Annotated in this window: 14 protein-coding genes; 12 read left to right on the top strand and 2 right to left on the bottom strand. The window is 61.9% G+C overall.

Translation table 11 applies throughout. The features are described from left to right. Positions 1-211: 211 nt before the first annotated feature. Positions 212-613: a cupin domain-containing protein gene (locus QMX91_RS16205; RefSeq protein ID WP_282413036.1), complete on the top strand. Its 402-nt coding sequence runs from the start codon at positions 212-214 to the stop codon at positions 611-613. A 241-nt stretch (positions 614-854) separates the two neighbouring features. After that, positions 855-1,568, top strand: a complete 714-nt coding sequence (locus tag QMX91_RS16200) for an ATPase (RefSeq protein WP_135295975.1) — start codon at positions 855-857, stop codon at positions 1,566-1,568. A 165-nt stretch (positions 1,569-1,733) separates the two neighbouring features. On the opposite strand, the gene QMX91_RS16195 is transcribed toward QMX91_RS16200, so the two are convergent. Next, the gene (locus QMX91_RS16195; protein WP_098964258.1) at positions 1,734-6,629 is read right to left on the bottom strand and encodes an NAD-glutamate dehydrogenase; all 4,896 of its coding nucleotides are present in this window, start codon (positions 6,627-6,629) and stop codon (positions 1,734-1,736) included. A 505-nt stretch (positions 6,630-7,134) separates the two neighbouring features. Between QMX91_RS16195 and QMX91_RS16190 the strand changes: the two genes are divergently transcribed. From QMX91_RS16190 to QMX91_RS16160, 7 genes are all read left to right on the top strand, one after another. Then, complete coding sequence (locus QMX91_RS16190; protein WP_098964262.1) at positions 7,135-7,488, top strand: hypothetical protein; 354 nt, start codon at positions 7,135-7,137, stop codon at positions 7,486-7,488. Positions 7,489-7,756: 268 nt separating this feature from the next. After that, on the top strand, positions 7,757-8,716 hold the full coding sequence (locus QMX91_RS16185) for a MoxR family ATPase (protein WP_003218556.1): 960 nt from the start codon (positions 7,757-7,759) through the stop codon (positions 8,714-8,716). 5 nt (positions 8,717-8,721) lie between these two features. Next, positions 8,722-9,666 (top strand): DUF58 domain-containing protein, encoded by a 945-nt coding sequence (locus tag QMX91_RS16180; RefSeq protein WP_027613096.1) that lies wholly within the window; start codon positions 8,722-8,724, stop codon positions 9,664-9,666. Continuing rightward, positions 9,663-10,160 (top strand): DUF4381 domain-containing protein, encoded by a 498-nt coding sequence (locus tag QMX91_RS16175; RefSeq protein ID WP_007968588.1) that lies wholly within the window; start codon positions 9,663-9,665, stop codon positions 10,158-10,160. Before QMX91_RS16180 ends, QMX91_RS16175 begins: the two co-directional genes overlap by 4 nt. After that, positions 10,153-11,232 carry a VWA domain-containing protein gene (locus tag QMX91_RS16170; protein WP_098964263.1) on the top strand — a complete coding sequence of 360 codons (1,080 nt, stop codon included), beginning with the start codon at positions 10,153-10,155 and terminating at the stop codon, positions 11,230-11,232. Before QMX91_RS16175 ends, QMX91_RS16170 begins: the two co-directional genes overlap by 8 nt. Then, positions 11,229-12,965, top strand: a complete 1,737-nt coding sequence (locus QMX91_RS16165) for a tetratricopeptide repeat protein (protein ID WP_282413035.1) — start codon at positions 11,229-11,231, stop codon at positions 12,963-12,965. Before QMX91_RS16170 ends, QMX91_RS16165 begins: the two co-directional genes overlap by 4 nt. Continuing rightward, positions 12,962-14,599, top strand: coding sequence for a BatD family protein (locus QMX91_RS16160; protein WP_282413034.1), 1,638 nt, complete (start codon positions 12,962-12,964; stop codon positions 14,597-14,599). Before QMX91_RS16165 ends, QMX91_RS16160 begins: the two co-directional genes overlap by 4 nt. Positions 14,600-14,687: 88 nt before the next feature. Here QMX91_RS16160 and QMX91_RS16155 read toward each other — a convergent pair whose 3' ends face one another. Next, positions 14,688-18,311, bottom strand: a complete 3,624-nt coding sequence (locus QMX91_RS16155; protein ID WP_282413033.1) for a hypothetical protein — start codon at positions 18,309-18,311, stop codon at positions 14,688-14,690. 242 nt (positions 18,312-18,553) lie between these two features. On the opposite strand from QMX91_RS16155, the gene QMX91_RS16150 reads away from it, so the two are divergent. Genes QMX91_RS16150 through QMX91_RS16140 form a run of 3 tightly spaced genes read left to right on the top strand, consistent with a single transcriptional unit; the run spans position 18,554 to position 24,017 of the window. Next, complete coding sequence (locus QMX91_RS16150; protein ID WP_282413032.1) at positions 18,554-19,798, top strand: exonuclease SbcCD subunit D C-terminal domain-containing protein; 1,245 nt, start codon at positions 18,554-18,556, stop codon at positions 19,796-19,798. Beyond that, a complete protein-coding gene (locus QMX91_RS16145) occupies positions 19,795-23,436 on the top strand; it encodes an AAA family ATPase (RefSeq protein WP_282413031.1) in 3,642 nt (1,213 codons plus the stop codon). Before QMX91_RS16150 ends, QMX91_RS16145 begins: the two co-directional genes overlap by 4 nt. Then, positions 23,433-24,017, top strand: a complete 585-nt coding sequence (locus QMX91_RS16140; protein ID WP_134786593.1) for a glutathione S-transferase — start codon at positions 23,433-23,435, stop codon at positions 24,015-24,017. The genes QMX91_RS16145 and QMX91_RS16140 overlap by 4 nt, the downstream gene beginning before the upstream one ends. The last annotated feature ends 162 nt before the right edge of the window (positions 24,018-24,179 follow it).

The raw sequence follows: 24,179 nt of genomic DNA, 5'->3' as shown, positions 1-24,179 counted from the left end.
TCCCCATCGTCTGACCGGACGCCTTCGCGAGCAAGCTCGCTCCCACATTTGGAATGCGATCAACTGTGGGAGCGAGCTTGCTCGCGAAGACGTATTCAGCTGCACCGCCGAACGACTGATTGGTCACCCGATCTTCCCGAATATTGGCCGTTTGAATACCCCTCCCCGCAGACTACTGTGGTCACCACCCCTCCCCAACTGGTGATCGAACATGAAAGCCCTGCACCTCTTCACCGCCGCTCTCGCCCTGTCCGTGTCTGCCGCCGCCCTGGCTCACGACCCATCCGAGAAAGTCACCGTCCTGCAAGACCAGATGCTGAAGAACGCCCCCGGCAAGAAAGCCATGATGATCGAAGTCGACTACAAACCCGGCCAGTCCTCGATCGCCCACAAACGCGACGGCACCGCCATGGCCTACGTGCTCGAAGGCGAAGTGATTTCCCAGGTCAAGGGCGAACAGCCGATCACCTACAAGAAAGGCCAGTTCTGGTACGAACCGGCCGGCTCCGAACATCTGGTGTCAAAAAACGCCAGCAACAGCAAACCGGCGAAGTTGCTGGTGTTCATGGTGTTGGCCCCGGACGAGCAAGTACTGATCCCCTTGAAAAACTGATGGTTGTTGGCACAGCCATAAATAAAAAGGCGCAAAACACTGTTTTGCGCCTTTTTATTTCCCGAGGCAATTAACCGATTCGCCTTAAAGCCAATAAAACTAATGCATCGCCACAACTCGAAAAATTGTCAGCTTATTTACAGGTTGGCGGGTTTAGTCTGAATCAACTGTCGTGCGCCCGTCACCCACAGCCGCGACAACGCTGACTTTCCGACTGAAGTTGCTTCACGGGAGACTCATCATGAAACTTGCTTTTGCCAGTACCCTGGCGATATCGGTTTTAGCCTTGTCCGCCTGTTCAGTACCCACCGCGCCGAAAGCGGTGTCGTCCCTCGATACCCTGTTCACCCAACCGGTTGGCCGCAGCAGCGCCGCCCAGGTGCAAAGCGGTCCCGGCGTGTCACTGGGCGTGGTCTACAGCCCGAGCACCCAGACCAACCGCGAATACCTGCGTGACTATCAGGCCAACGCCGGCACCGGTTTCGGCCAGAGCCTGCTGGTGCAGCCGATCCACGACGCCTACGTCAACACCTCGAAACCGGACATGGCGGTGGACTGGGTCAAGGCCTCGCTGCAACGGCAGTTCGGCTCGGTCACGGTGTACCCGGACATGCAGAGCCTGCGCGCGGCGCATCCCGATGTGGTGGCGATCGTCGATACCCACAGCCAGTTGATCACTTCGCGCAGCTCCGACATTAAGGCCGATGTCAGTGCGGATTTTTATGATGCGAAGTTGAATTACATCGGCACGGCGAAAGGTTCGGAGGCCAAAGAACTGACACCGGTTTGGGCGGACTTCAAACGTTCGGAAGAGATCGTCGCTGATATTAATCAACAGCAGGATGTGCAAGTTCGGGCGCTGCAGAAGTTTGATCAGTCGCTGAGTAATTTGTTGACCAGACCGACAGATAAAGTGTCGATGCTCGATAGTAAACAAGCACATAAGTTGTATTGATATAAAGGGCGCCATCGCGAGCAGGCTCACTCCTACAGTTGGAATGCGTTTCCCTTGTAGGAGTGAGCCTGCTCGCGAAGGGGCCAGCCCGACCACCACAAAACCAACAGACATAAAAAAACCCCTGCATCTCACAATGCAGGGGCTTTTTCATTCAACCACTACTCAGGCCAGTTCAAGCTCGGCATTCGCAGCAGCCGCAGGCACCACCGCCTGACCGCTCAACGCGAGGTCAAGCAGCTCACGGTTGGCCACGGCATACATGGCGTAGTCAGTGCCGCTCGCAGCACGGATTTCCACCAGCATGGCGCGCCAGCGCTCGATCATGCTTTCGTGCTGTGCCATCCACAGCGCCAGGCGTGCTTCCACGTCCTGAGTGCCGTCGCCCTGTTGCAGGACAGAGATGGTGATCGCACGTTGCTGCCAGTCCACATCGTCACGGAACGCTTCACGGGCCAGGGCCTGCCAGTTGTTTTCAACCGGCAGCGCGCTGATCTGTTGCAGGTACCAGGTGATGTCCAGCGCACTGCCCACGGCGAAGTAGGCCTTGGCCACTTCGGCCGGATCCTGGCCAGTGACGTCGGACGCTTCGATGATCGGCAGCAGGGTGTACAGGTGCGAGGTACCCGCGACCATACGCGCCAGCAACTCCGGCACACCGGCCGCGACGTAAGCCTGATAACGCGCCTGCCAGTTTTCACGGATTTCGCCGCTCAGCAGTTCGTCGAGCTTCAGACCCAGCTCCTTCAGGTGCGGACCGAAGTGCGCCACATCACGGGCAGCGTTCTGCTCGTTGCGACGGGCACGCAGGAACCAGCGCGTAGCGCGACGGCCCAGACGCATCAGCTCGTCCATCAGCTCCAGTTGCACGTCAGCGCTTACTTGGTAGTCCAGCGCTTCGATCTGACGGAACCAGTGCGGGAGGTGGAAGATGTCACGCACGATCACGTAAGCGCCAGCCACGTTCGCCGGGCTCATGCCGGTCGACTCTTTGAGTCGCTGAACGAAGGTGATGCCCATGTGGTTGACCAGATCGTTGGCAATCTGGGTGCTGACGATCTCGCGCTTCAGACGGTGACGACGCATGGCTTCGGAGAACTTGCTGACCAGGGTCGGCGGGAACGCCGTTTCCATGTCGCGGGTCAGGTAGTCGTCGTCCGGCACCAGCGAGTTCAGCAGCTGTTCCTTGAGGTCGATCTTGCTGTACGAGATCAGCACCGACAGCTCGGGACGGGTCAGGCCATGGCCTGCCGCAACGCGCTCGTTGATCTGCTCTTCGGTCGGCAGGAACTCGATGGCACGGTCCAGCTTGCCACGGCCTTCCAGATCGCTCATCAGACGCTTGTACTCGGCAATGCGCTCGTAGGCACGACGCGCCGCCAGGGACAGAGCCTGGGTCTGCTTGTAGTTGTTGCCCAGCACCAGACCACCGACTTCGTCGGTCATGCTCGCCAGCAACTGGTTGCGTTGCTTGTCGGTCATGTCGCCGGCCTGAACCACTTCGTTCAGCAGGATCTTGATGTTCACTTCGTGGTCGGAGCAGTCCACGCCACCGGCGTTGTCGATGAAGTCGGTGTTGGAGCCGCCGCCATTCAGACCGAATTCCACACGACCCAGTTGGGTCATGCCGAGGTTACCGCCCTCGCCCACGACTTTGCAGCGCAGCTCGTTGCCGTTCACGCGCAGTGCGTCGTTGGCCTTGTCGCCCACGTCGGCATGGCTTTCGCTGCTGGCCTTGACGTAAGTACCGATACCGCCGTTCCACAGCAGATCCACCGGCGCCTTGAGCAAGGCGTTCAGCAGTTCGGTCGGGGTCAGCTTGTCGGCCTTGATGTCGAAGCGTTCTTTCATCTGCGGCGAGATGGCGATGCTCTTCGCGCTGCGCGAGAAGATGCCGCCGCCTTCGGACATGATGCTGGTGTCGTAGTCGGTCCAGGCCGAACGCGGCAGGTCGAACATGCGCTGACGCTCGACGAAGCTGGTCGCCGGGTTCGGGTTCGGATCGATGAAGATGTGCATGTGGTTGAACGCGGCAACCAGTTGCAGCTTGTCGGACATCAACAGGCCGTTACCGAATACGTCACCGGCCATGTCACCGACGCCGACCACGGTGATGCTGTCTTCCTGAACATTGATGCCGCGCTCGCGGAAGTGGCGCTGTACGCCAACCCACGCGCCTTTGGCGGTGATACCCATTTTCTTGTGGTCGTAACCGGCGGAACCACCGGAAGCGAACGCGTCACCCAGCCAGAAGCCGTAGTCGATGGCGATGCCGTTGGCGATGTCGGAGAAGGTTGCAGTGCCCTTGTCCGCAGCCACAACGAGGTACGGGTCATCGTCGTCATGACGCACGACGTTGGCCGGCGGCACCAGCGCGCCGTCTTTCAGGTTGTCGGTGATGTCCAGCAGACCGGAGATGAAGATGCGGTAGCAGGCGATACCCTCGGCCGCGATCTCGTCACGGCTGCCGCCCAGTGGCAGACGACGCGGCAGGAAGCCGCCCTTCGCACCCACCGGCACGATGACCGAGTTCTTCACTTGCTGGGCTTTCACCAGGCCGAGGACTTCGGTACGGAAGTCTTCTTCACGGTCGGACCAGCGCAGACCACCACGAGCAACGTTGCCGAAGCGCAGGTGCACGCCTTCGACGCGTGGCGAGTAAACGAAGATTTCGAACTTCGGTACTGGCTTCGGCAGCTCTGGAATCGCGTGCGGGTTGAACTTGAAGCTGAAGTACGACTTGTTCTGGCCGTTGGCATCAGTCTGATAGAAGTTGGTGCGCAGGGTGGCTTTGATCAGGTCCAGGTAGCGACGCAGGATGCGGTCTTCGTTGAGCACCTGAACATCGTCCAGTGCGGTCAGAATCGCCTGTTCCAGACGCTGCTGCTTGTCTTCCAGATCATCGCTGCCCAGCTTGCGCGCCAGGTAGAAACGGGTCTTGAACAACCGGGTCAGCTCGCGAGCGATGTCGGTGTGGTTGTTCAGGGTGCTGGCGATGTAACCCAGGTCGAAGCCCAGACGAATCTGCTTCAGGTAACGGGCGTAGGCACGCAGCAGCGCCACGTCGCGCCATGGCAGACCGGCGGTCAGCACCAGACGGTTGAACGCATCGTTCTCGGCATCGCCACGGACGATGTGGACGAACGCGTCCTGCAGGGTGTCGTTGAGTTGCTGGATATCCAGCTCCAGACCTTCCGCCGCAGTGAACGCGAAGTCATGAATCCAGAACTCGCGGCCATTGGTGTGACGCAAACGGTACGGGAACTCACCCAGCACGCGCAGGCCGAGGTTTTCCAGAATCGGCAAGACGTCGGACAGCGCCAGCGGGGTGTCGGCGTGGTACAGCTTGCAATGCAGCTCGCGCTGACCGGACACCTGGCCCAGCGGCTGATAGAAGCTCATCACCAGCGGATTTTTTTCGTTCAGGCTCAGCAGGTGCTGCATGTCGACCACGGCCGAATGCGCCGCGAAACGCTCGCGGTAACCTGCCGGGAAGCCTTTCGGGAAATCCGCCAGCACGTTGGTGCCGTGGGCTTCGCCGAAGCTTTCGACGGTCAGTGCCGCGTAGTCGTCCTGCCAGCTGCGGCAGGCCTGTACCACTTCTTTTTCCAGCAGCAGCGGGTCGATGTCGATGCGGTTCTTCGGATCGACACGCAGGATCAGTTGTACGCGAGCCAGCACGGATTCGGAGAAGAAGGTCCAGAACTCGCAGTCGGTGGCCTTCAGGCGCTCCATCAGCACCTGCTGGATCTTCTGCCGCACTTCGGTGGAATAGATGTCGCGCGGCACGTAGGCCAGGCAGTAGCAGAAACGACCGTACGGGTCTTTGCGCAGGAACACGCGGATCTTGTTGCGTTCCTGGATCTGCACGATCGACATCACGGTGCTGAACAGTTCGTCGACCGGGGTCTGGAACAGGTCGTCACGCGGCAGTACTTCGAGCACCTGCGCCAGTTCCTTGCCCAGGTGAGCCTTGGACTGGAAGCCGGAACGGCGTTCGATTTCTTCGACCTTGCGGCGGATGAACGGGATGACTCGCACGCTCTCGCCATACACCGAGGAGGTGTACAGGCCCATGAAGCGGTGTTCCTTGATGACGTTGCCGTCGGCGTCGATTTCACGGATCGACACGTAATCCGGGTAGGCCGGACGATGTACACGGCTCGGGTGCGCAGCCTTGGCGAACGACAGCAGGGTCGGTTCGCGCAGGTAGTTCACCGCGTAGTCTTCGATGTGACGGTCTTCGTTGGTCAGACCGGTGCGCAGCAGTTTGGTCAGACCGAGGAAGGAATTCTGGTCGTATTCGATATGACCGCCATCGGCCTGATCGACAACGGTGAACTCTTCGTAGCCGAGGAAGGTGAAGTGGTTGCCCACCAGCCATTCCAGGAAGCTTTTGATTTCGGTCTTTTCGTCGGCATCGACGGCGAATGCGCTGTGATCGAGCTTGGTGAGGATCTCCTGCACCTTGGCCTTCATCGGCTCGAAATCAGCGACCGCGACGCGCACTTCACCGAGCACCTGCTCTAGCTCTTTGCTCAGCACATTCAGTTCGGCCGCGTTGGCGCAGCGGTCGATTTCCAGGTACATCAGCGACTCGTGCAGCACGCCTTCGCCGGTGCTGCCCTTGGGCAGGATTTCCAGCAGCTCGCCCTTGCTGCCACGGCGTACGCTGAGCACGGTGGTCTGCAGGGTGTGGATGCTGTAGCCGCGGCGGTTCAGCTCGGTGCGGACCGAGTCGACCAGAAATGGCAGGTCATGGTGCAGGACTTCGACCGCGGTGTGGGTCGACTGCCAGCCATGACGCTCGTAATCAGGGTTGTAGACGCGCACTTGCGGTTGCGCGTGATCGAAGCGCTCAAGCAGGCGCCACGCGGAAAGAGTACAGCCAGCGAGGTCGGAGAGGCGACGTTGGGTCAGCTCGTCCAGGGAAATGATGCCGAAGAATTGTTCAGCGAACAGCGCCACTTGTGGCAGTGCCTGTTCACTGATGTGCTGCGCCAGTGCCGCTTGCAGTTGGTGCTGGAAGTCGGCTTTGCTGGCTGCGGTGAAGAACGCCATCTGTGGTACTCCGCTTAAGCTTGTTATTGATGGAAAGCGTCGCGTGCAACACCCCTTGCGGGGCTTGTGTCGCCCTGTTCCTGATTCTCGGGCAGAGGAAACAGGGGGACAGGTGGGTGAAGCTGGACGAGACACTCAGGTCACATTCACCTTCCATTGAATGGGCATCTGCAAAAACGACTGTCGAGGCCGCCGACAATGCCTTTACGGGTGCTCATCCGTTGCGCAGCTTAATGGGTGCGACAATGTGTCTGCTTGCGGTGCTGCGACATATTCGGTCATTGGCACGTAAATCAAGGCTTTGGCAACAGTAAACACTAGCATTCATGGCGGAAAACGGCGGCTTGAATGCCCGTATTTACGGTACATCTGTGCCAGAAGTGACCATTGACCTGTGTCGCGCTCACGACACATCCTCTGACACTCTGACATGCAGAAATTCCCGAGGGCTGGCAAAATCGCGCCCAATTGCGACCAACACGCCCACCGTGGCAGGAATTCCCCCATGCAAATGACCACCGCCCTACTGATCGTCAACCCGTGCGACGACGAAGAAGACAACATGGCCATGCTCTGCTGCCATAGCGACAAGGGCGACATGTTTCTGATGAGCCGCTATCCGGACGAAGATGAGCTGGAGATCACCCTGGATGGCGAGCCTTCGACGCTGGACGGCGTGAAAGTCACCCTGTCCAAGACTCTGCTGAAGATTGAAATCGCGGCGGCGGATGCCGATGCGCTGAATGGCGATGATGTGCTGGAAATTACCTTCAATCCGGACATGGTTGATCTGGCTGAAGTTGAAGAAACCCTGAAGAATATTCTGGATGGGACTGGCACTTTCATTAGCCAGATTTGATGGCGTCTTGAAGGGCCTCATCGCGAGCAGGCTCACTCCTACAGTACGGTGTACGACGCCCCTATGTAGGAGTGAGCCTGCTCGCGATAGGGCCGGAACAGTCAACCAATCACTTCCCGGCTACAAAATTCCAACAAATCCCCCGGTCATTTCCCGCACTTTGCGCAAAATGCCGTTAGTCGCCACCCCCCTCGATGGATTAAAGTAACGCCCCCAGCCCCGGCGTTATCCGAACGCCTGCGGCCACCCTTTCCAGGAACAGTCACCGATGGAACATCGTGAAGCGCTGCTGGCGCTGCGAACCTTTCTTTCAACGCAGATTCTCGGCCAGGAAAAACTCATCGAGCGTTTGCTCATCGCCCTGCTCGCCGACGGCCACATGCTGGTCGAGGGCGCTCCGGGTCTGGCCAAGACCAAAGCGATCAAAGAACTCGCCGAGGGCATCGAAGCCCAGTTCCATCGCATCCAGTTCACCCCCGACCTGCTGCCGGCCGACATCACCGGCACCGAGATCTATCGCCCGGAAACCGGCAGTTTCGTGTTCCAGCAAGGACCGATCTTCCACAACCTGGTGCTGGCGGACGAAATCAACCGGGCCCCGGCCAAGGTGCAATCGGCGCTGCTCGAAGCCATGGCTGAACGGCAGGTCAGCGTCGGGCGCAGCACTTACGAGCTGTCGCCACTGTTTCTGGTGATGGCCACGCAGAACCCGATCGAGCAGGAGGGTACCTACCCGTTGCCCGAAGCCCAGCTCGACCGCTTCCTGATGCACGTGAAAATCGGTTTCCCGGATGCTGCCGTCGAACGCCGGATCCTCCAGCAGGCCCGTGGCGAAGCGCTGAACGGCGAAACCAAGCCTGAGCGCCGGGTCAGCCAGCAGGCTATTTTCGCCGCGCGCAAGGAAATCCTCGGTCTGTACATGGCCGACGCCGTGGAGGAATACCTGGTGCAACTGGTCATGGCCACGCGCACCCCGGCCAAGTTCGACCCGGAAATGGCCGAGTGGATCGCCTATGGCGCCAGCCCGCGCGGCTCAATCGCCCTCGACCGTTGCGCCCGGGCCCACGCCTGGCTAGCCGGTCGCGACTTCGTCAGCCCGGAAGACATTCAGGCGGTGCTGTTCGACGTGTTGCGGCACCGCATCATTCTGTCGTTTGAAGCCGAAGCCGCCGGCATCGACCAGGATCGGGTGGTGCAGCGGATTCTCGACGTCGTAGCCGTCGCTTGACCCCCATGAACGCCCCCCTGCCGTCCGAACCGGGCATCCGCATCAGCCTCACCGATCTGATCGAGATGCGCCACCGTGTGCGCGAAGTGCAGCTGTTTTCCACGCCGAGTCAGCGCAGCCCGCTGATCGGCCTGCATCACTCGAAATTCCGTGGTCGCGGGGTCGACTTCGATCAGGTGCGGGTCTATCAGGCCGGCGACGACGTGCGCACCATCGACTGGCGCGTCACCGCGCGCACCCAGGAGCCGCACACCAAGCTGTTCCATGAAGAACGCGAGCGGCCGATTTTCATCATGGTCGAGCAAAGCACCCGGCTGTTTTTCGGCTCCGGGCTGATGTTCAAGTCGGTGCTTGCAGCGCAAGCGGCGGCGCTGATCGGCTGGGCGGCGCTGGGGCACAATGATCGGGTTGGCGGACTGGTGTTCGGCGATAACGAGCATTACGAAATTAAACCGCGCCGCAGCAAGCAGAGTCTGCTGCAATTGCTCAACCGCCTGGTCAAGGTCAATCAGTCGCTGCACAGCGAACGCGAACCGGACCGCGACGCCCTCGGCGTGGCGCTGCGCCGGGCGCGTGAGGTGTTGCGCCCGGGCAGCCTGGTGATCGTGATCTGCGACGAGCGCGCGCTGTCCGACAGCGCCGAGCAGCAACTGAGCCTGCTATCGCGTCATTGCGATCTGTTGCTGTTGCCGCTGTCCGATCCACTGGATCACGCCCTGCCTGCCGCCGGGCTGCTGAGATTCGCGGAAAGAGGCGCACAGCTGGAACTCGACACGCTGAATTTCGAGCTGCGCCAGACCTATCGCGCTCAGGCCGAAGCACGCATCGCCCGCTGGGAATTGCTCGCGCAAAAACTGCGGGTGTTGTTGATGCCGTTGAGCACGCAAAGCGAAATGGTCGAGCAGATGCGCGAGTTCCTCAATCCGCAGCGCCCGGGGAGCAGTCGATGAACGGCCTCGAACAACTGCAACCGCTGATTTCGCCGCCGCCGATCGACTTCTGGCCGCCAGCGCCGGGCTGGTGGCTGCTGCTGTTATTACTGCCGCTGCTGGGCTTCGCCGTGTGGCGTTTGCGCCGGTTCATTCCGACCAGGAAACGCCCGATCGTGCGCGCCGAACAACCGCTCGACCCCGTGCGCATCGCCGCACTGGCCGAACTGGCGCAGATGCCCAAACCCTACGACGGCGCACCCGCCGGTGCCTGGCTGCAGCAACTCAACGGTCTGCTCAAACGCCTGTGCCGCAACCACTACCCCTACAGCCAGAGCCACACGCTCAATGGCCGCAAATGGCTGGCGTTTCTCGACAACCGCTGCCCGGCCGCCGGCCTGACGCGCTGGATGGTGCTGGTCGAAGGCGCCTATAAACCCGAATGCAAACTCGACGACAAAGCCATCGCCGGCCTGACCCAAGCCGTCGACACTTGGATTCGCAAGCATGTTTGAGTTCGCCTGGCCGTGGATCTTCGTGCTGCTGCCGCTGCCGTGGCTGATGCGTCTGGTGCTGCCGGTGGCCGACAGCGGCGAGCCGGCGTTGCGCGTGAGCTTCCTCTCCGACCTCGAAGGTCTGGCACGGCGCCGGGCCCGCGCCAACCTGCCGGCGTGGCGCCAGCAAGCACCGTTCCTGCTGCTGTGGCTGTTGCTGCTGAGCGCCGCGGCGCGTCCGCAATGGCTCGGCGAACCGTTGCCGATTGCCGCCAGCGGCCGCGATCTGCTGGTGGCGGTGGACGTGTCCGGCTCGATGGATTTCCCCGACATGCAGTGGCAGGACGAAGACGTCAGTCGCTTGTCGCTAGTTCAGCATCTGCTCGGGGATTTCCTTGAAAGCCGTGATGGCGACCGCGTCGGTCTGATCCTGTTCGGCAGTCAGGCCTATCTGCAGGCACCGCTGACGTTTGACCGGCACACCGTGCGCGTCTGGCTCGATGAAGCGCGCATCGGCATCGCCGGCAAGAACACCGCCATCGGCGATGCGATCGGTCTGGCGCTGAAGCGCCTGCGCATGCGTCCGGCACAAAGCCGGGTATTGATTCTGGTCACCGACGGCGCCAACAACGGCGGCGAAATCGATCCGTTGACGGCGGCGAAACTGGCCGCCAGCGAAGGGGTGAAAATCTACCCGATCGGCATCGGTGCCGACCCGCAAGACAGTGGCAGCACCGGCCTGCTCGGGGTCAATCCGAGCCTGGACCTCGACGAGCCGGCCCTCAAGGCCATCGCCAACGCTACCGGCGGCCAGTACTTCCGCGCCCGCGACGGCAAAGAGCTGCAAGCGATCCGGGACACCCTCGATCAACTCGAACCGGTGACCCAGCAACCAACCCAGGCACGCCCGGCGCAAGCCTTGTATCAGTGGCCACTGGCGTTGGCCCTGCTGCTTAGCCTGTTGCTGGTCGCCCGCGAATTGTGGCCGGACAACCCGCTGCAACGCCTGTTTACCAAGGAGCTGTATCTGCAAAGTCCGCTGCCTGACTGGCGCGAGCGTCTCAAGCGCCTGCGTCTGCGGAGGCGCCGATGATCGCGCTCTGGCCGCACTGGTTCCGCCCTTGGTGGCTGCTGCTCCTGCCGCTGCTGGGCTGGCTGATCTGGCAACTCTGGCACCGGCAGAAACGCGCCGGACGCTGGCAAATGATTCTGCCGCCGGCGTTCCACGCGACGCTGCTCAGCGGCGGCAATGGCCGCGCCAGCAAGCTGCCGTGGGTGGCCCTTGGCGTGGCGTGGCTGCTGACCATCGTCGCCCTGCTCGGGCCCAGTTGGGAGCGCGTCGAACAGACCAGCCAGAAACCTGCCGACCCGCTGGTCGTCGTTCTGGAGCTGACCCCGGAAATGCTCGCCACCGACTCGCCGCCAACGCGACTGGAACAGGCCCGGCGCAAGCTGTTCGACCTGTTGCAGGCACGCAGCGATGCGCAGACCGCGATTGTCGTCTACGCCGGCAGCGCGCACACGCTGGTGCCGCTGTCGGATGACCTGGCGACCAGCCACAATCTGCTCGACGCCCTCAAGCCCTCGCTGATGCCGGAAAGCGGCCATCGCGCTGATCTCGGCGTGAGCAAAGCATTGGCCTTGCTCAAGCAAGGCGCCCTCGGTCAGGGACGGATTCTGCTGATCGGCTCCTCGCTGACCGAAGAAGAACGCCAAGGCATCCGCCGCGCCCTCGGCCAGCAATCGGCGCAACTGCTGATGCTCGGCATCGGCACCGCTGAAGGCGCGCCAATCGCTCAGGAGGACGGCAGTTTCCTCAAGGACGAACAAGGCGCGATCCGCGTGCCGCAACTCGACAGCCCGGGCCTTGGCGCATTCCTCGCCAGTGTCGGCGGCGAGTACCACAGCGCGCGGCTGGACGAATCCGATTTGCGCGCCCTCGGCCTGCTCGATGGCCCGCGCAGCTTGCGCGACGATGGCCAGACCGTGCGCCTCGACACTTGGGCCGATCAGGGATACTGGCTGTTGTTGCCGCTATTGCTGCTCGCCGCCTGCGCCGGACGGCGTGGCTGGTTGTTCTGCCTGCCATTGCTGTTGTGCCTGCCGCAGCCGAGCTACGCTTTCGACTTCGAAGACCTGTGGCTGCGCCCCGATCAACAGGGCCTGCACCTGCTCAAACAGAAGCGTCCGGCCGAGGCTGCCGAACACTTCGAAGATCACCAGTGGCAAGGGCTGGCGTTGTACGAGGCCGGCGATTACAGTGGCGCCGCTCAGCGTTTCGCCGAAGGCAGCGATGCCCGCGCCCACTACAATCGTGGCAACGCCCTGGCGAAAAGTGGTGAGCTGGAAGCCGCCATCGATGCCTATGAGCAAGCACTGGAACTGCAACCGGACTTGCGCCCGGCGCTGACCAATAAGGCCCTGGTGGAAAACCTGCTCAAGCAGAAGAACACTCCGCCGCCAGCCGAGCCACAACCGCAACCAGCTCAGCCGAATGTGCCCGGCGATGAACCACCGCCAGCGACCACGCCGCCACCCGCGGTGAAAAGTGACACCCCGAGCGAGGCGCAGCCCGGCGAGTCGGCCAACGAATCGCCGCCGACCACCCCGCCGCAGCCAGGCCCCAACGAAGTGCCAGGCAGCGATGAAGCGGAAGAAACCGACACCGTGCCAACGCTGCGACCGAGCGAGGACAACCTCGAAGGCGAGCAGCGTCAGGCACTGGAACAATGGCTGGGCAAGATCCCCGACGACCCGGGCGAACTGCTGCGACGCAAATTCTGGTACGAACAGCAACAACATCAGGATCAGGAAAAAACTCGATGACCCGTTTCACCGCTCTCTTGCTGCCCCTGCTGCTCTGCACGGCCACCGCCCAGGCGGCCGAGCTGACGGCCAGCGTGGATCGCAGTCGCCTGAACTCCGGCGAGACGGTCGAACTCACTCTTGAAACCAGTGATGTCACGCAGTTCGGCAAACCCGACCTGACCCCGCTGGAACCGCTGTTCGAGGTGCGCGGCACACGTCAGGTCAACCAGTTGAACACCCTCAATGGCGACAGCCGCGCCACCACCCGCTGGATCATCACCCTGCTGCCGAAAGAGAACGGCAGCGTGGTCATTCCGCCGCTGCAACTGGGCGAGGTGCAGAGCCAGCCGATTACCGTGCAAGTGGTCGAGAGCGACACCCGCGAAGAACAGAACAACCTGGACCCGGTGTTCATCGAGGCCAGCCTCGACCAGTCCAGCGTTTACGTGCAGGCCCAGGCGATCCTGACCCTGCGCATTTACCACTCGGTGTCGCTGTACGACGACAGCAGCCTCACCCCGCTGCAAATCGCCGACGCGCGCATCGAGCAACTGGGCGACACGCGCACTTACGAGAAAGACATCAACGGCGTGCGCCATGGCGTGATCGAGATGCGCTATGCGATCTACCCGCAGCACAGCGGCTTGCTGACCATCGCCCCGCAGACCTTCAGCGCCACACTGGTCGACACTCAGCCCGCTCAGGACGCGACCGCGCAAGGCCCGAAACCCGGCAAGCTGCTGCGCGTCAGTTCCTCAGAGATTCCGCTGACGGTCAAACCGAAACCGCTGACCTACCCGGCCGATGCGCCGTGGCTGCCCGCGCGCAGCCTGAGCCTGAGCGAAAGCTGGAACCCCGAGCCGGATCACCTTCAGGTGGGCGACTCCCTGACCCGCAGCCTGACGCTGAAGGCCGAAGGCCTGGCCAGTTCGCAGCTACCGGCCCTGCCCGCCACAGAGGCCAACGGCCTGCGCCGTTACCCGGATCAACCGGTGCTGAGCAACCAGAGCGGCGAGCGCGGCCTGATCGGCAGCCGTGAAGAACGCGAAGCGCTGGTGCCCAGCCGTAGCGGCAGCATCGAACTGCCGACCGTCGACGTAATCTGGTGGAACACCTTCGAAGATCATCTGGAGCACACCAGCCTGCCGGCGCGCACCCTGCAAGTGGCGAACAACCCGAGCCTGCAGGTCGACACCCCGACCGGCAACCTGCAACCGGGCACCGTCGATAACGATGTGTTGTGGTGGTGGAAACTCAGCACCCTGATCCTCGCCTGCACCACCCTGCTCGGCTTCGGCCTGTGGTGGCGTGCGCGCTGGCAACCGGCGGTGCATCGCGCCGCCCAAACCGGGCCGAGCCCGCGCACCTTGATGGACGACATCAAGCGGGCGTGCCAGGCGAATGATCCGCAAGCGACGCGGCAGGCACTGGACGCATGGGCGCGGCAGCAGCCGGAGACTTTGGCAGATATGGCGGCGCGGTTTGTGCCGTTGTCGGATGCGCTGGATGGGCTCAATGGCGCGCTGTACAGCGAGACCGGGCAGCATTGGCAGGGTGAGGATTTGTGGCGGGCGATCCGTACGATTCCGGCGGCGGAGCGGGTACAGGATCCGGTGGGTGACAGCGGGTTGCCGCCGCTTTATCCGAAGTAAACCGCAAAAGATCGCAGCCTGCGGCAGCCCCTACATTTAGTCCGTGTAGGCGCTGCCGCAGGCTGCGATCTTTCAGGCGTTGGCGGTGTTATGAGGTTTGTTCACTTGCTGCCGCTTCAAGCAGTCGCGTCTCACGCATTCCCAAACCACGGGACAGCGCTGTGGCTTCGTAGAAGATTTTGCCATTGAGCTGGTCGGCGACGGCATCGCTGTTACCGCCGGCCGGGCCACGGCCCCAGGTCACGACTTCGCCGCTGGAGGTCAGCGCGGCGAAGGCATGGGTGTTGCCATAAATGGCGCGGACGTTGACCAGTCTGGCCGCAATGGCCTCCGGGATTTCACCACCTCGGTCAGAAACCCCCCAGGCTACAACGGTGCCGTTGGCCCGCAGCGCGGCAAAAGCAACTCCCCCACATACCACCTGGACGATGTCAGTCAGTAATGCAACTGGCGCCGGAATTGCCTGGGATCCCCAACCCACTATCCGCCCGCTGCTCAGCAATGCGACGAATGCTCCATAGTTACCCGTTATCGTCCGGATATCCGTCAGTAATGCGATCGGCGCAGGAACGTTTGCGCCGTGTGCCCCGCCCCCCCAGGCAACAACGCTGCCATTGCTGCGTCGCGCGGCAAAGGCGCGTTCGGTTCCGCTCAGTTCCACAATATCTGTAAGTATCCCAATTCCGGTAGGTACAACTCCCCCGTAACCGGTACTGCCCCAAGCTACTACCGCACCATTGGCACACAGGGCTGCAAAAGCGTAGCCGGTAGCGACTATATCAACGATGTCATCCAATGCCCCGATAGCCGTAGGCAAATTACCTCCCCAGGTTTGGTGCCCCCAAGCCACTACCGAACCATTAGCCCGTAGCGCAGCAAAGGCGTAGAGATTGCCAATCACTTTAACGACATCCCTCAGCGCAGGTATCGGCTGTGGAAGTGTTGCACCCCAGGTAGGGCTTCCCCATGCCACCAGGCTCCGATCGCGACGTAGTGCAACAAACACATAACCGTTGCCGCTTACCGCTACGATATCCCGCAAAAGACTGATGGGTTCCGACACGGCTCCTCCGTTTCCACTCAGCCCCCAAGCCACTACCGCACCAGTGGCCTGACGTGCCGCGAAGGCATAACCGCAAGCACTCAGCGATATGGCATCAGAAAGGTCCGGTAACGAATCCCCCAAGTTTCCACCCCGGGCAGGACTGCCCCATGCCACCAGGGCTCCACGTTCAGTCCGCGCCGCAAAGGCTGCGTAGTTTGATACATGGCCGGATACAAAATTACCGTTCCCGCACAGGTTCTGCGGATTGATCGTCACCTGATCATCACTGATCCGCACATGCAGCAGCCGGTCCGGCCGAGTGTCACGGAACGTCGCACCACTGACCTCGCCCTCCTCGCCGCTATACCGCCACCAGGCCCTGACCGGCTGCCGGGTGGTTGCATCCAGCGCGGTCAACCACGCAGTCCCGCCGCCATACATATGGTAATTACCCCGCGAGCGCGCGCCCATCACCAGCAAGCGTCCTGTCCCCAGCGTTGCACGCACGTCATAAACCGCCACCCGCGAATACTGGCGACCACCGGCTTGGCGCACCACGGTGCAATCCAACGAGATCTCCCGCCCGACATTGGCCAACACCACCGACTGCGGCACGCTGATCAGTTTGTCGCGCCCCGCTTCTCCGCTCTCCACGCGAAACGGCACGATGGCGGTACCGCCGCCGGCAACGCCGATCCAGCGGATCTCGCCGCTATCGCCCACCCTCAAGCCATACGCCGCAGCCAGACGTACGGTTGCACCTACCGCTGGCACCGCGCTCGCATCGATCTGGTCGCCGCGCGCGCCATCAATTGAGGGCGGATCGAAATCCAGCAGGGCATTGCCGACCCGCAAGGTCAGTGGAAAGGAGTAACCCAGGGTCTTGCCGTCACGCACGATGAAATAGTCGATGACGATCCGGCGATTGAGGTTGTTGGTCACAAACTGTTTCGGCACCGTGAACGGCACTTCCTTACCCGCAGTTTGCGCTGTAAGACGCAGTGAGCCACTGGTGCTGCCGTTACCGCCCGTACCGCGCCAGCGATAATTCACCAAGTCTTCGGGCTGTGTCTGCAGATACGTCACAATCAATTTACAGCCCAGCGGCGGGACGGCTTCCGGATCGATCAACGACGTGCCAGGCACCGCCTCCTCCACGCGCGGCGTCACGAACAGCGGTTGCACTTCGCCCACCTGCATTTCGAACCGCAACGACTCGCGCACGTTGAGTGTCGCCTCATCATCATTGGCGACGGTATAGAACACCGAGACCTTCAAGCCGTCGAAACGCTGGATCTCCGCGTTCGAGACATTGCGCAACACCGGCTCGTCCTCCGGCACATCGCCAACCGGGCGCGGGTCTTCGTAATAGACGATGCCGCCGCCGGGACGTGTGGCCTCCCAGATCAGCGTCAACAGGTCACTGGCGGCGCGTCCCGCAAACCATGGAATGCGCACGGTGGCCCAGCGTTCGTCCGGGTTCAGCGTACCGGTAGGGGCTTCGTCCACAGTAGGGGACGGCAGTCGGAAGGTCTCCCCCGTCACCGAGATACCGACGGTCTTGGACGGCCGATCGGCCACGCCCGTTCGCTTGAGTATGTAGGAGACACTGGCCCGGCCTTTGGCAATGGCTCGTACCTTGTCGTTCGGCACAGTGAACGGCAGCGCAAGACCGACTCGTGTCACCGACAGCTCTACCGGGCCATGGTTGATCGGTGCGCCCTCGGCGTTGATTCCTCGCCAGGTCAATGCGACGACATCCTGCTCCTGGAAGATGCCAGCGGGGGTATTGACCAGAACGTTCACGTCGTCATCGTTCAATTCGTCGAGGTCGATTTCGTAAGTCTGCGGATCGGCCTCCAGCACGATCGGCGCATCGAGCCGATTTCCTTTCAGATCCACCACGACTCGGGTTGGCGCCGACCATAGGGAACGTGGATCGGGATAGTTGCCACACTCATCGATCACCTGGTACATCACCATCACCCCGGCGCTGTCGCCCGCCTCCTCGATCAGTGCTTGATCGATGGTCACGACCAGCGGGTTGTCGTCGGGGTCGTCAATATGTTTTTGCTCGACAAGGACGTTTTTCTCTACGCTGCCCCACGCCACCTTTACACGGTCGTTGATACGCATGAAGGGGTACGGCAGGATCGTGATCGGCACACCCGCCGCGGCCTCCTCGGGGCCGACGCCATTGTCGATGATGCTTTGGGGAATGTGGTAGCGCAGGTTCTGGTTGCCGGGCGTGGAAAAGTCGTCATCGAAACCGCCCGGGCGATCCAGCTTGACCAGAACCCTCTGAAGCGGCGACTCCTCCGGTGCCTGGTTCGCGCGGGTCACACTGTAGAACACGGGATAGGCATCCCCCCTGCGGATATGCCCCTCGTCGATGACCCCTTTGACGATTTGGTTTTCATCCTCGAGTTCGATGGTTTTACTCCAGACCGGCACCGTCCCGTCGGCCCAATAAACCTTGAACTCGTCGCCCTCCTCCATGTGCAGCCAGGGGTTCACCCGAAAATGCACGCCCCCTTCCACACCGGCCACCCCCAAACCACCGTCGTAGCCCTCCACGGGGGTCGCGAATTTACTGATGGTCATGGGCCTGAGTGCGTCGATATCAGGATCAGAATTCGTGGCTTCAGATGTTGATTTCGTTTTCATGCAAGCAACTCCGTGAGTGGCAGACAACCCGGCCTGACAGCCTGGCGACAGCGGCAATCCCACCACTCGGTGCTGATAGCTGACTACTGTCAGATCTGACAGTAGCGACAGACGGCATCCGCCACGACCTCCTGATTTTTCAAGCCTTTGGGCAAGTCCGCCCGTTTGCCAGTAAACTCCCCCCTCTTTAGCCGCCCATCATTTCCCCGCGGCCATCACCTGTTTATGTAGCGGAGTCCACCTTGCGTCTGTTCCACACCTCCGACTGGCACCTTGGGCAAAACCTGCATGGCCAGGAGCGCGATTTCGAGCATGCGTGCTTTCTCGAATGGCTGCTGCGCCAACTGCAACTGGCGCAGCCGGATGTGCTGCTGATTGCCGGGGACATCTTTGACACGGTCAATCCGCCGGTCAAAGCCCAGGAACGCCTCTACGATTTCATCGTCAGCGCTCACGAGCAGCAGCCGTTGCTGACCATCGTGATGATCGCCGGCAACCACGATTCCGGCTCGCGCATCGAGCTGCCGGCGCCGTTGATGCGCCGTTTGCGGACCCATGCGCTGGGGCGGGTGTTGTGGCTGGATGACGGCCAGCTCGACGCCGAACGTCTGCTGCTGCCGCTGCCGAATGCCCAAGGCGAGATCGCTGCGTGGTGCCTGGCGCTGCCGTTCCTGCGTCCGGCTGAAGTGACCGGTGCGCATCTGGGCGACAACTATCTGCGCGGTATCGGTCAGGTGCATGAATGGCTGATCGAAGCGGCGAATGCCAAGCGTCAGCCGGGTCAGGCGCTGGTCGCCATCAGCCACGCGCACATGGCCGGCGGTTCGGTCTCGGAAGACTCCGAGCGCAGCCTGATCATCGGTAACGCCGAAGCGCTGCCCGCCAGCCTGTTCGGGCCGAGCATCAGCTACGTCGCCCTCGGCCATTTGCACAAGCCGCAGAAGGTCAACGGTGAAGAGCGCATTCGCTACAGCGGCTCGCCGATTCCGCTGTCGTTCTCGGAGATCGGTTATCAGCACCAGATTCTCGACATCACCCTCAACGGCGAAACCCTGGTCAGTGTCGAACCAAAACTGATTCCAAGGTCGGTCAACCTGCAACGCATCGGCCCGGCGCCGCTGGCAGAGATCCTGCTGCAACTGGCTGACCTGCCGAACATTGATCTGCTCGCCGAAACCCAGCGCCAGCCATGGCTGGAAGTGCGTGTAACCCTCGATGAGCCGCAGCCGGATCTGCGCCATCAGGTGGAAAACGCCCTGCAAGGCAAAGCCGTGCGCTTGGTGTGGATCGCCGCCGAGTACGCCGGCAACCGTGGCGCCGATGGCAGCGACGACGGCAGCGCGCTGGTCGAACTGGATCAACTCACTCCGCAGGAGCTGTTCAGCCGCGCCTGGCTCGACAACTATGGCAACGAGGTCGATGAGCAGACCCTCAAGGACTTCGCCGAACTGCTGCAGGACGTACAGATGGAGGGCGAGCAGCCATGAAGATTCTCGCCATTCGCTTGAAGAACCTCGCCTCGCTGGCCGGGCCGTTCGAGATTGATTTCACTGCCGAGCCGCTGGCCAGTGCTGGCCTGTTCGCGATCACCGGGCCGACCGGCGCCGGTAAAAGTACCCTGCTCGATGCGCTGTGCCTGGCGTTGTTCGGCGCCGTGCCGCGCCTGAACAACACCGGCCGCGACGCCAAGGTGCCGGACGCTGACGGTGAAATCGCCACCGGCGACCCGCGCACCTTGCTGCGGCGCGGCACCGGCGAAGGGTATGCCGAGGTGGATTTTGTTGGCGTCGATGGCCGCCGTTACCGTGCGCGCTGGGAAGCCAACCGTGCCCGCGAGAAGGCCGGCGGCAAACTGCAGGCCAGCCGGCAGAGCCTGCGCGACATCGATCAGGATCAACTGCTCGCCAGCCAGAAAGGCGAATACAAGACCCAGCTCGAAGCCGCGCTGGGCCTGAACTTCGAACAGTTCACCCGTGCCGTGCTGCTGGCCCAGAGTGAGTTCAGCGCATTTCTCAAGGCCGACGACAACGACCGCAGCGAACTGCTGGAAAAACTCACCGACACCGCGCTCTACACCCGCCTCGGCCGCCGCGCATTCGACAAGACCAAAGAGGCCCGCGAAGCGCACAAGCTGCTGCAGGATCAGGCCACTGGCGTCACTCCACTGGCCCCCGAAGCCCGCGCCGAGCTGGATGAGCGTTTCAACGCTGCCCAGCAACAGTTGAAGTTGCAGCAGGCGCAACTCAAGCAACTGGAACAACAGCACAGTTGGCTCAAGGATTTGCGCCAGTTGCAGGACGCGCAGCAAGCCGCCGCCGAGCAACTGCACAGTGCGCAGCAACAGTGGGAAGGTCTGGCGGGTGAACGCCTGAAGCTGACGCGCCTGGAGCAACTCGCGCCGCAACGCCACCAGTTCGCGCGCAAGACTGAACTGGATGTGCAGCTGACGCCGCTGGCGGCACAGATTGCCGCGCATACCCAGCAACACGGCGAGCTCAACGAGCGCCAGACGCAACTGGAACAGGCGCTGGATGCGGCGAAAATCGCCCTGAGCGAAGCGCAGCAGCGGCACAGCGAAAGTGCCCCGCTGCTGCGTCAGGCCTTCGATGAGCAAAGCACCCTCGCCCGCCTCGCCAAGGACACCGCCCTCAGCGCCGAGGCCCGGCAGTCCGCCGAGCAAGCCTGCACCGAAGGCCAGAGCGCGATTCAGGCCTTGCAGACGAAACAGGCCGAAGTCGCTGAACGCTTGCAGAAAATCGCCGCCGAGCTGGAGCAGAGTGCCGATCTGGCACCGCTCAGCGATGCGTGGAATGCCTATCGCGATCGCCTGCAACAGCTGATGCTGATCGGCAATCGCCTGAACAAGGGCCAGGCCGAACTGGCGACCCTCGAACAGAACGCCGCGCACAGCGCCGACGCGTTGGCCACGCAGAAACAGCAACTGGAAGTGCTGTTCAAAGAGGCCGGCGCCGAGCCGGATGCGGTCGCCGAGCAGATCGGTATCCTTGGCAACCTGTTGCAGGACAACCGCAAACAACTGCGCGCCATCGAAGATCTGACGCGGTTGTGGGCCAGCCAGCAGGAGCTGGAAAAACGCGGCGCTGAGCTGCAACAGCGCCTGCTCGACGCGCAGCAGGAACGCGAACGCCTGACCCAGGATGGGGTGAAAACCAAGGCCGAGCTGACCGTCGCCGAACAAACCCTCAACGTCACCCGTGAATTGCTCGAACGTCAGCGCCTGGCCCGCAGCGCCAGTGTCGAAGAGCTGCGCGCGCAGTTGCAGGACGATCAGCCGTGCCCGGTCTGTGGCAGCAACGAGCATCCGTATCATCAGCCGGAAGCGCTGCTGCAAAGCCTCGGCCGTCATGATGAAAGCGAACAGGCCAACGCCCAGCAAGTGGTCGATCAGCTCAAGGAAAAGCTCATCGAACTGCGCGCCGAAGTCGGTGGCGTGATAGCTCAACAAAAGGAGCTGCTGCAACAACAGGAACAACTGGTCGCGCAGCAACAGGCACTAGCGCCGAGCCTCGACGCCCATCCGCTGTCCGCTCAGTTACTGAACCAGGACGCCGACAAACGCGACGCCTGGCTGACCCGGCAAAACGATCAACTGAATCAGAGCATCACCCAGGACGAACAACGCCAGAGCGCCCTGCTCACCCTGCAACAGGACGCGGCGCGCTTGACCCAGCAACTGCGCAATGCCGAAACCGCGCATCAGCAAGCGGCGCAGCACCTGAGCAACCAACAACGCGAACTGAGCAGCGACCGTCAGCGTCTCGACGAGGAACTGACCGCGTTCGCCAGTTTGCTGCCGGCCGACACCCTCGAAGCCTTGCGTATCGAGCCGGCGGCGACTTTCATGCAGCTCGATCGGCAGATTGCCGAGCGCCTGGCGCAAGTCGAGCAGCAAAAGGAAGAACTGGCCGAACAGCAGCAACGCCAGCAGACGCTGGAGAAAGAACAGGATCGCCAGCTCAGCCGCGTACAGCAGTTGCAAAGCGCCGAGCAGCAATTCAGCGCGCTGGCTGAGCAGCAGCAGGCCTGCCAGGCGAAACTCGCGCAACTGCTGGGCGAACACAGCAGCGCCGAGCACTGGCAGCAGCAACTGGAACAGGCTGTGGATCAGGCGCGCAACGCCGAAACCGGCACCGCTGCGGAACTGCAGAACGTGCGCACGCAACGGGTGCAGATGGGCGCCGAACTCAAGGCTCAGCAAGAACGGTTGCAGGCGCTTCAAAGCGAAGACGACGAACTGACGCAGAAGATTGCCGACTGGCGCGCACGCCATCCTGAACTGGATGACGGCGGCCTCGAAGACCTGTTGCGCGTCGATGACACGCAGCTCAGCGAACTGCGCCAGCGCTTGCAGCACAACGAAAAAGCCATCGAACAGGCCAAGGTGCTGCTGCAGGAACGAGATCAGCGCTTGGCCGATCATCAGGCGCAGCACAACGGCAATCTCGATGCCGAGCAACTCGCCAGCGCTCTCGCCGAGCTGCAGAACCAGTTCAACCTCAGCGAGCAACAGTGCGCCGAACTGCGCGCCGAACAAGCTGAAGATCAGCGTCGGCAAAACGCCAATCAGGCACTCGCGCAGCAGATCGCCGTCGCCTATGCCGAATACCAGCGCTGGGCGCGCCTGAATGCGTTGATCGGCTCGGCCACCGGCGACACCTTCCGCAAGATCGCCCAGGCCTACAACCTCGACCTGCTGGTGCATCACGCCAACGTGCAGTTACGCCAACTGGTCAAACGCTATCGTTTGAAACGCGGCGGCAGCATGCTCGGCCTGTTGGTGATGGATACCGAGATGGGCGACGAATTGCGCTCGGTGCATTCGTTGTCCGGCGGCGAAACCTTCCTGGTGTCGCTGGCCCTTGCATTGGGGCTGGCATCGATGGCCTCGAGCACGCTGAAAATCGAATCGCTGTTCATCGACGAAGGCTTCGGCAGCCTCGATCCGGAATCGCTGCAACTGGCCATGGATGCCCTCGACGGCTTGCAGGCCCAGGGACGCAAAGTCGCGGTGATTTCCCACGTGCAGGAAATGCACGAACGGATTCCGGTGCAGATTCAGGTACAACGCCAAGGCAACGGCTTGAGCACACTGGAGGTGAAATGAACACGCTGTATTCGTTCCGCCGCTGCCCTTACGCGATGCGCGCGCGAATGGCCCTGCGTTATTCGGGCGTGCCGGTGGAGATCGTCGAAGTCAGCCTCAAGGCCAAACCGGCCGCGATGCTGGCGATCTCGCCCAAGGGCACGGTGCCGGTGCTGGATGCGCAGGGTCGGGTGATCGATGAGAGCCTGGAGATCATGCGCTGGGCGTTGGCGCAGAATGATCCTGACAACTGGGTGCTTGGCGGTGATTCACGGATTGCCGGGTTGATCGAAGCCAACGATCAGGCATTCAAGGTGCATTTGAACCGCTATAAATATGCCGAGCGTTATCCCGAGCAGCCGATGGAAGTTTATCGGGCTGAGGGGGCGTTGTTTTTGCAGCAGTTGGATGAGTTGCTTGAAGGTCGGGATTATTTGCTGAGTGATCATCCGTGTCTCGCGGATATCGCGTTGCTGCCGTTCGTTCGGCAGTTTGCGCATGTTGATCGCGAGTGGTTTGCGCAGACGCCTTATGTGCGGTTGCAGGCGTGGTTGCAGCGCTTGCTCGAATCCGACCTCTTCACCTCGATCATGAAGAAATAACCCCCTCTTCCTGCTTGCCGAACACCTTGTGGCGAGGGGATTCATCCCCGATGGGCGGCGAAGCTGCCTTGAAATCAGACACCTCGGTGTATCAGAATAATCCGGTTCGCCGGGTCTGGGGCCGCTTCGCGGCCCATCGGGGATGAATCCCCTCGCCACAAT

The sequence above is a fragment of the Pseudomonas sp. PS01299 genome (assembly GCF_029960145.1).
Lineage (GTDB): Bacteria > Pseudomonadota > Gammaproteobacteria > Pseudomonadales > Pseudomonadaceae > Aquipseudomonas > Aquipseudomonas putida_A.
Note: the sequence above shows the minus strand (reverse complement) of the source record. Positions and strands in the feature narration are given on the sequence as shown.

What these genes read in the sequence shown, in the direction of transcription:
- QMX91_RS16190 (WP_098964262.1), top strand. Translation starts at nt 7,135, where the DNA reads ATGCAAATGACCACCGCCCTACTGATCGTCAACCCGTGCGACGACGAA.
- QMX91_RS16160 (WP_282413034.1), top strand. Translation starts at nt 12,962, where the DNA reads ATGACCCGTTTCACCGCTCTCTTGCTGCCCCTGCTGCTCTGCACGGCC.
- QMX91_RS16170 (WP_098964263.1), top strand. Translation starts at nt 10,153, where the DNA reads ATGTTTGAGTTCGCCTGGCCGTGGATCTTCGTGCTGCTGCCGCTGCCG.
- QMX91_RS16180 (WP_027613096.1), top strand. Translation starts at nt 8,722, where the DNA reads ATGAACGCCCCCCTGCCGTCCGAACCGGGCATCCGCATCAGCCTCACC.
- QMX91_RS16175 (WP_007968588.1), top strand. Translation starts at nt 9,663, where the DNA reads ATGAACGGCCTCGAACAACTGCAACCGCTGATTTCGCCGCCGCCGATC.
- QMX91_RS16145 (WP_282413031.1), top strand. Translation starts at nt 19,795, where the DNA reads ATGAAGATTCTCGCCATTCGCTTGAAGAACCTCGCCTCGCTGGCCGGG.
- QMX91_RS16200 (WP_135295975.1), top strand. Translation starts at nt 855, where the DNA reads ATGAAACTTGCTTTTGCCAGTACCCTGGCGATATCGGTTTTAGCCTTG.
- QMX91_RS16140 (WP_134786593.1), top strand. Translation starts at nt 23,433, where the DNA reads ATGAACACGCTGTATTCGTTCCGCCGCTGCCCTTACGCGATGCGCGCG.
- QMX91_RS16155 (WP_282413033.1), bottom strand. Translation starts at nt 18,311, where the DNA reads ATGAAAACGAAATCAACATCTGAAGCCACGAATTCTGATCCTGATATC.
- QMX91_RS16185 (WP_003218556.1), top strand. Translation starts at nt 7,757, where the DNA reads ATGGAACATCGTGAAGCGCTGCTGGCGCTGCGAACCTTTCTTTCAACG.
- QMX91_RS16205 (WP_282413036.1), top strand. Translation starts at nt 212, where the DNA reads ATGAAAGCCCTGCACCTCTTCACCGCCGCTCTCGCCCTGTCCGTGTCT.
- QMX91_RS16165 (WP_282413035.1), top strand. Translation starts at nt 11,229, where the DNA reads ATGATCGCGCTCTGGCCGCACTGGTTCCGCCCTTGGTGGCTGCTGCTC.
- QMX91_RS16195 (WP_098964258.1), bottom strand. Translation starts at nt 6,629, where the DNA reads ATGGCGTTCTTCACCGCAGCCAGCAAAGCCGACTTCCAGCACCAACTG.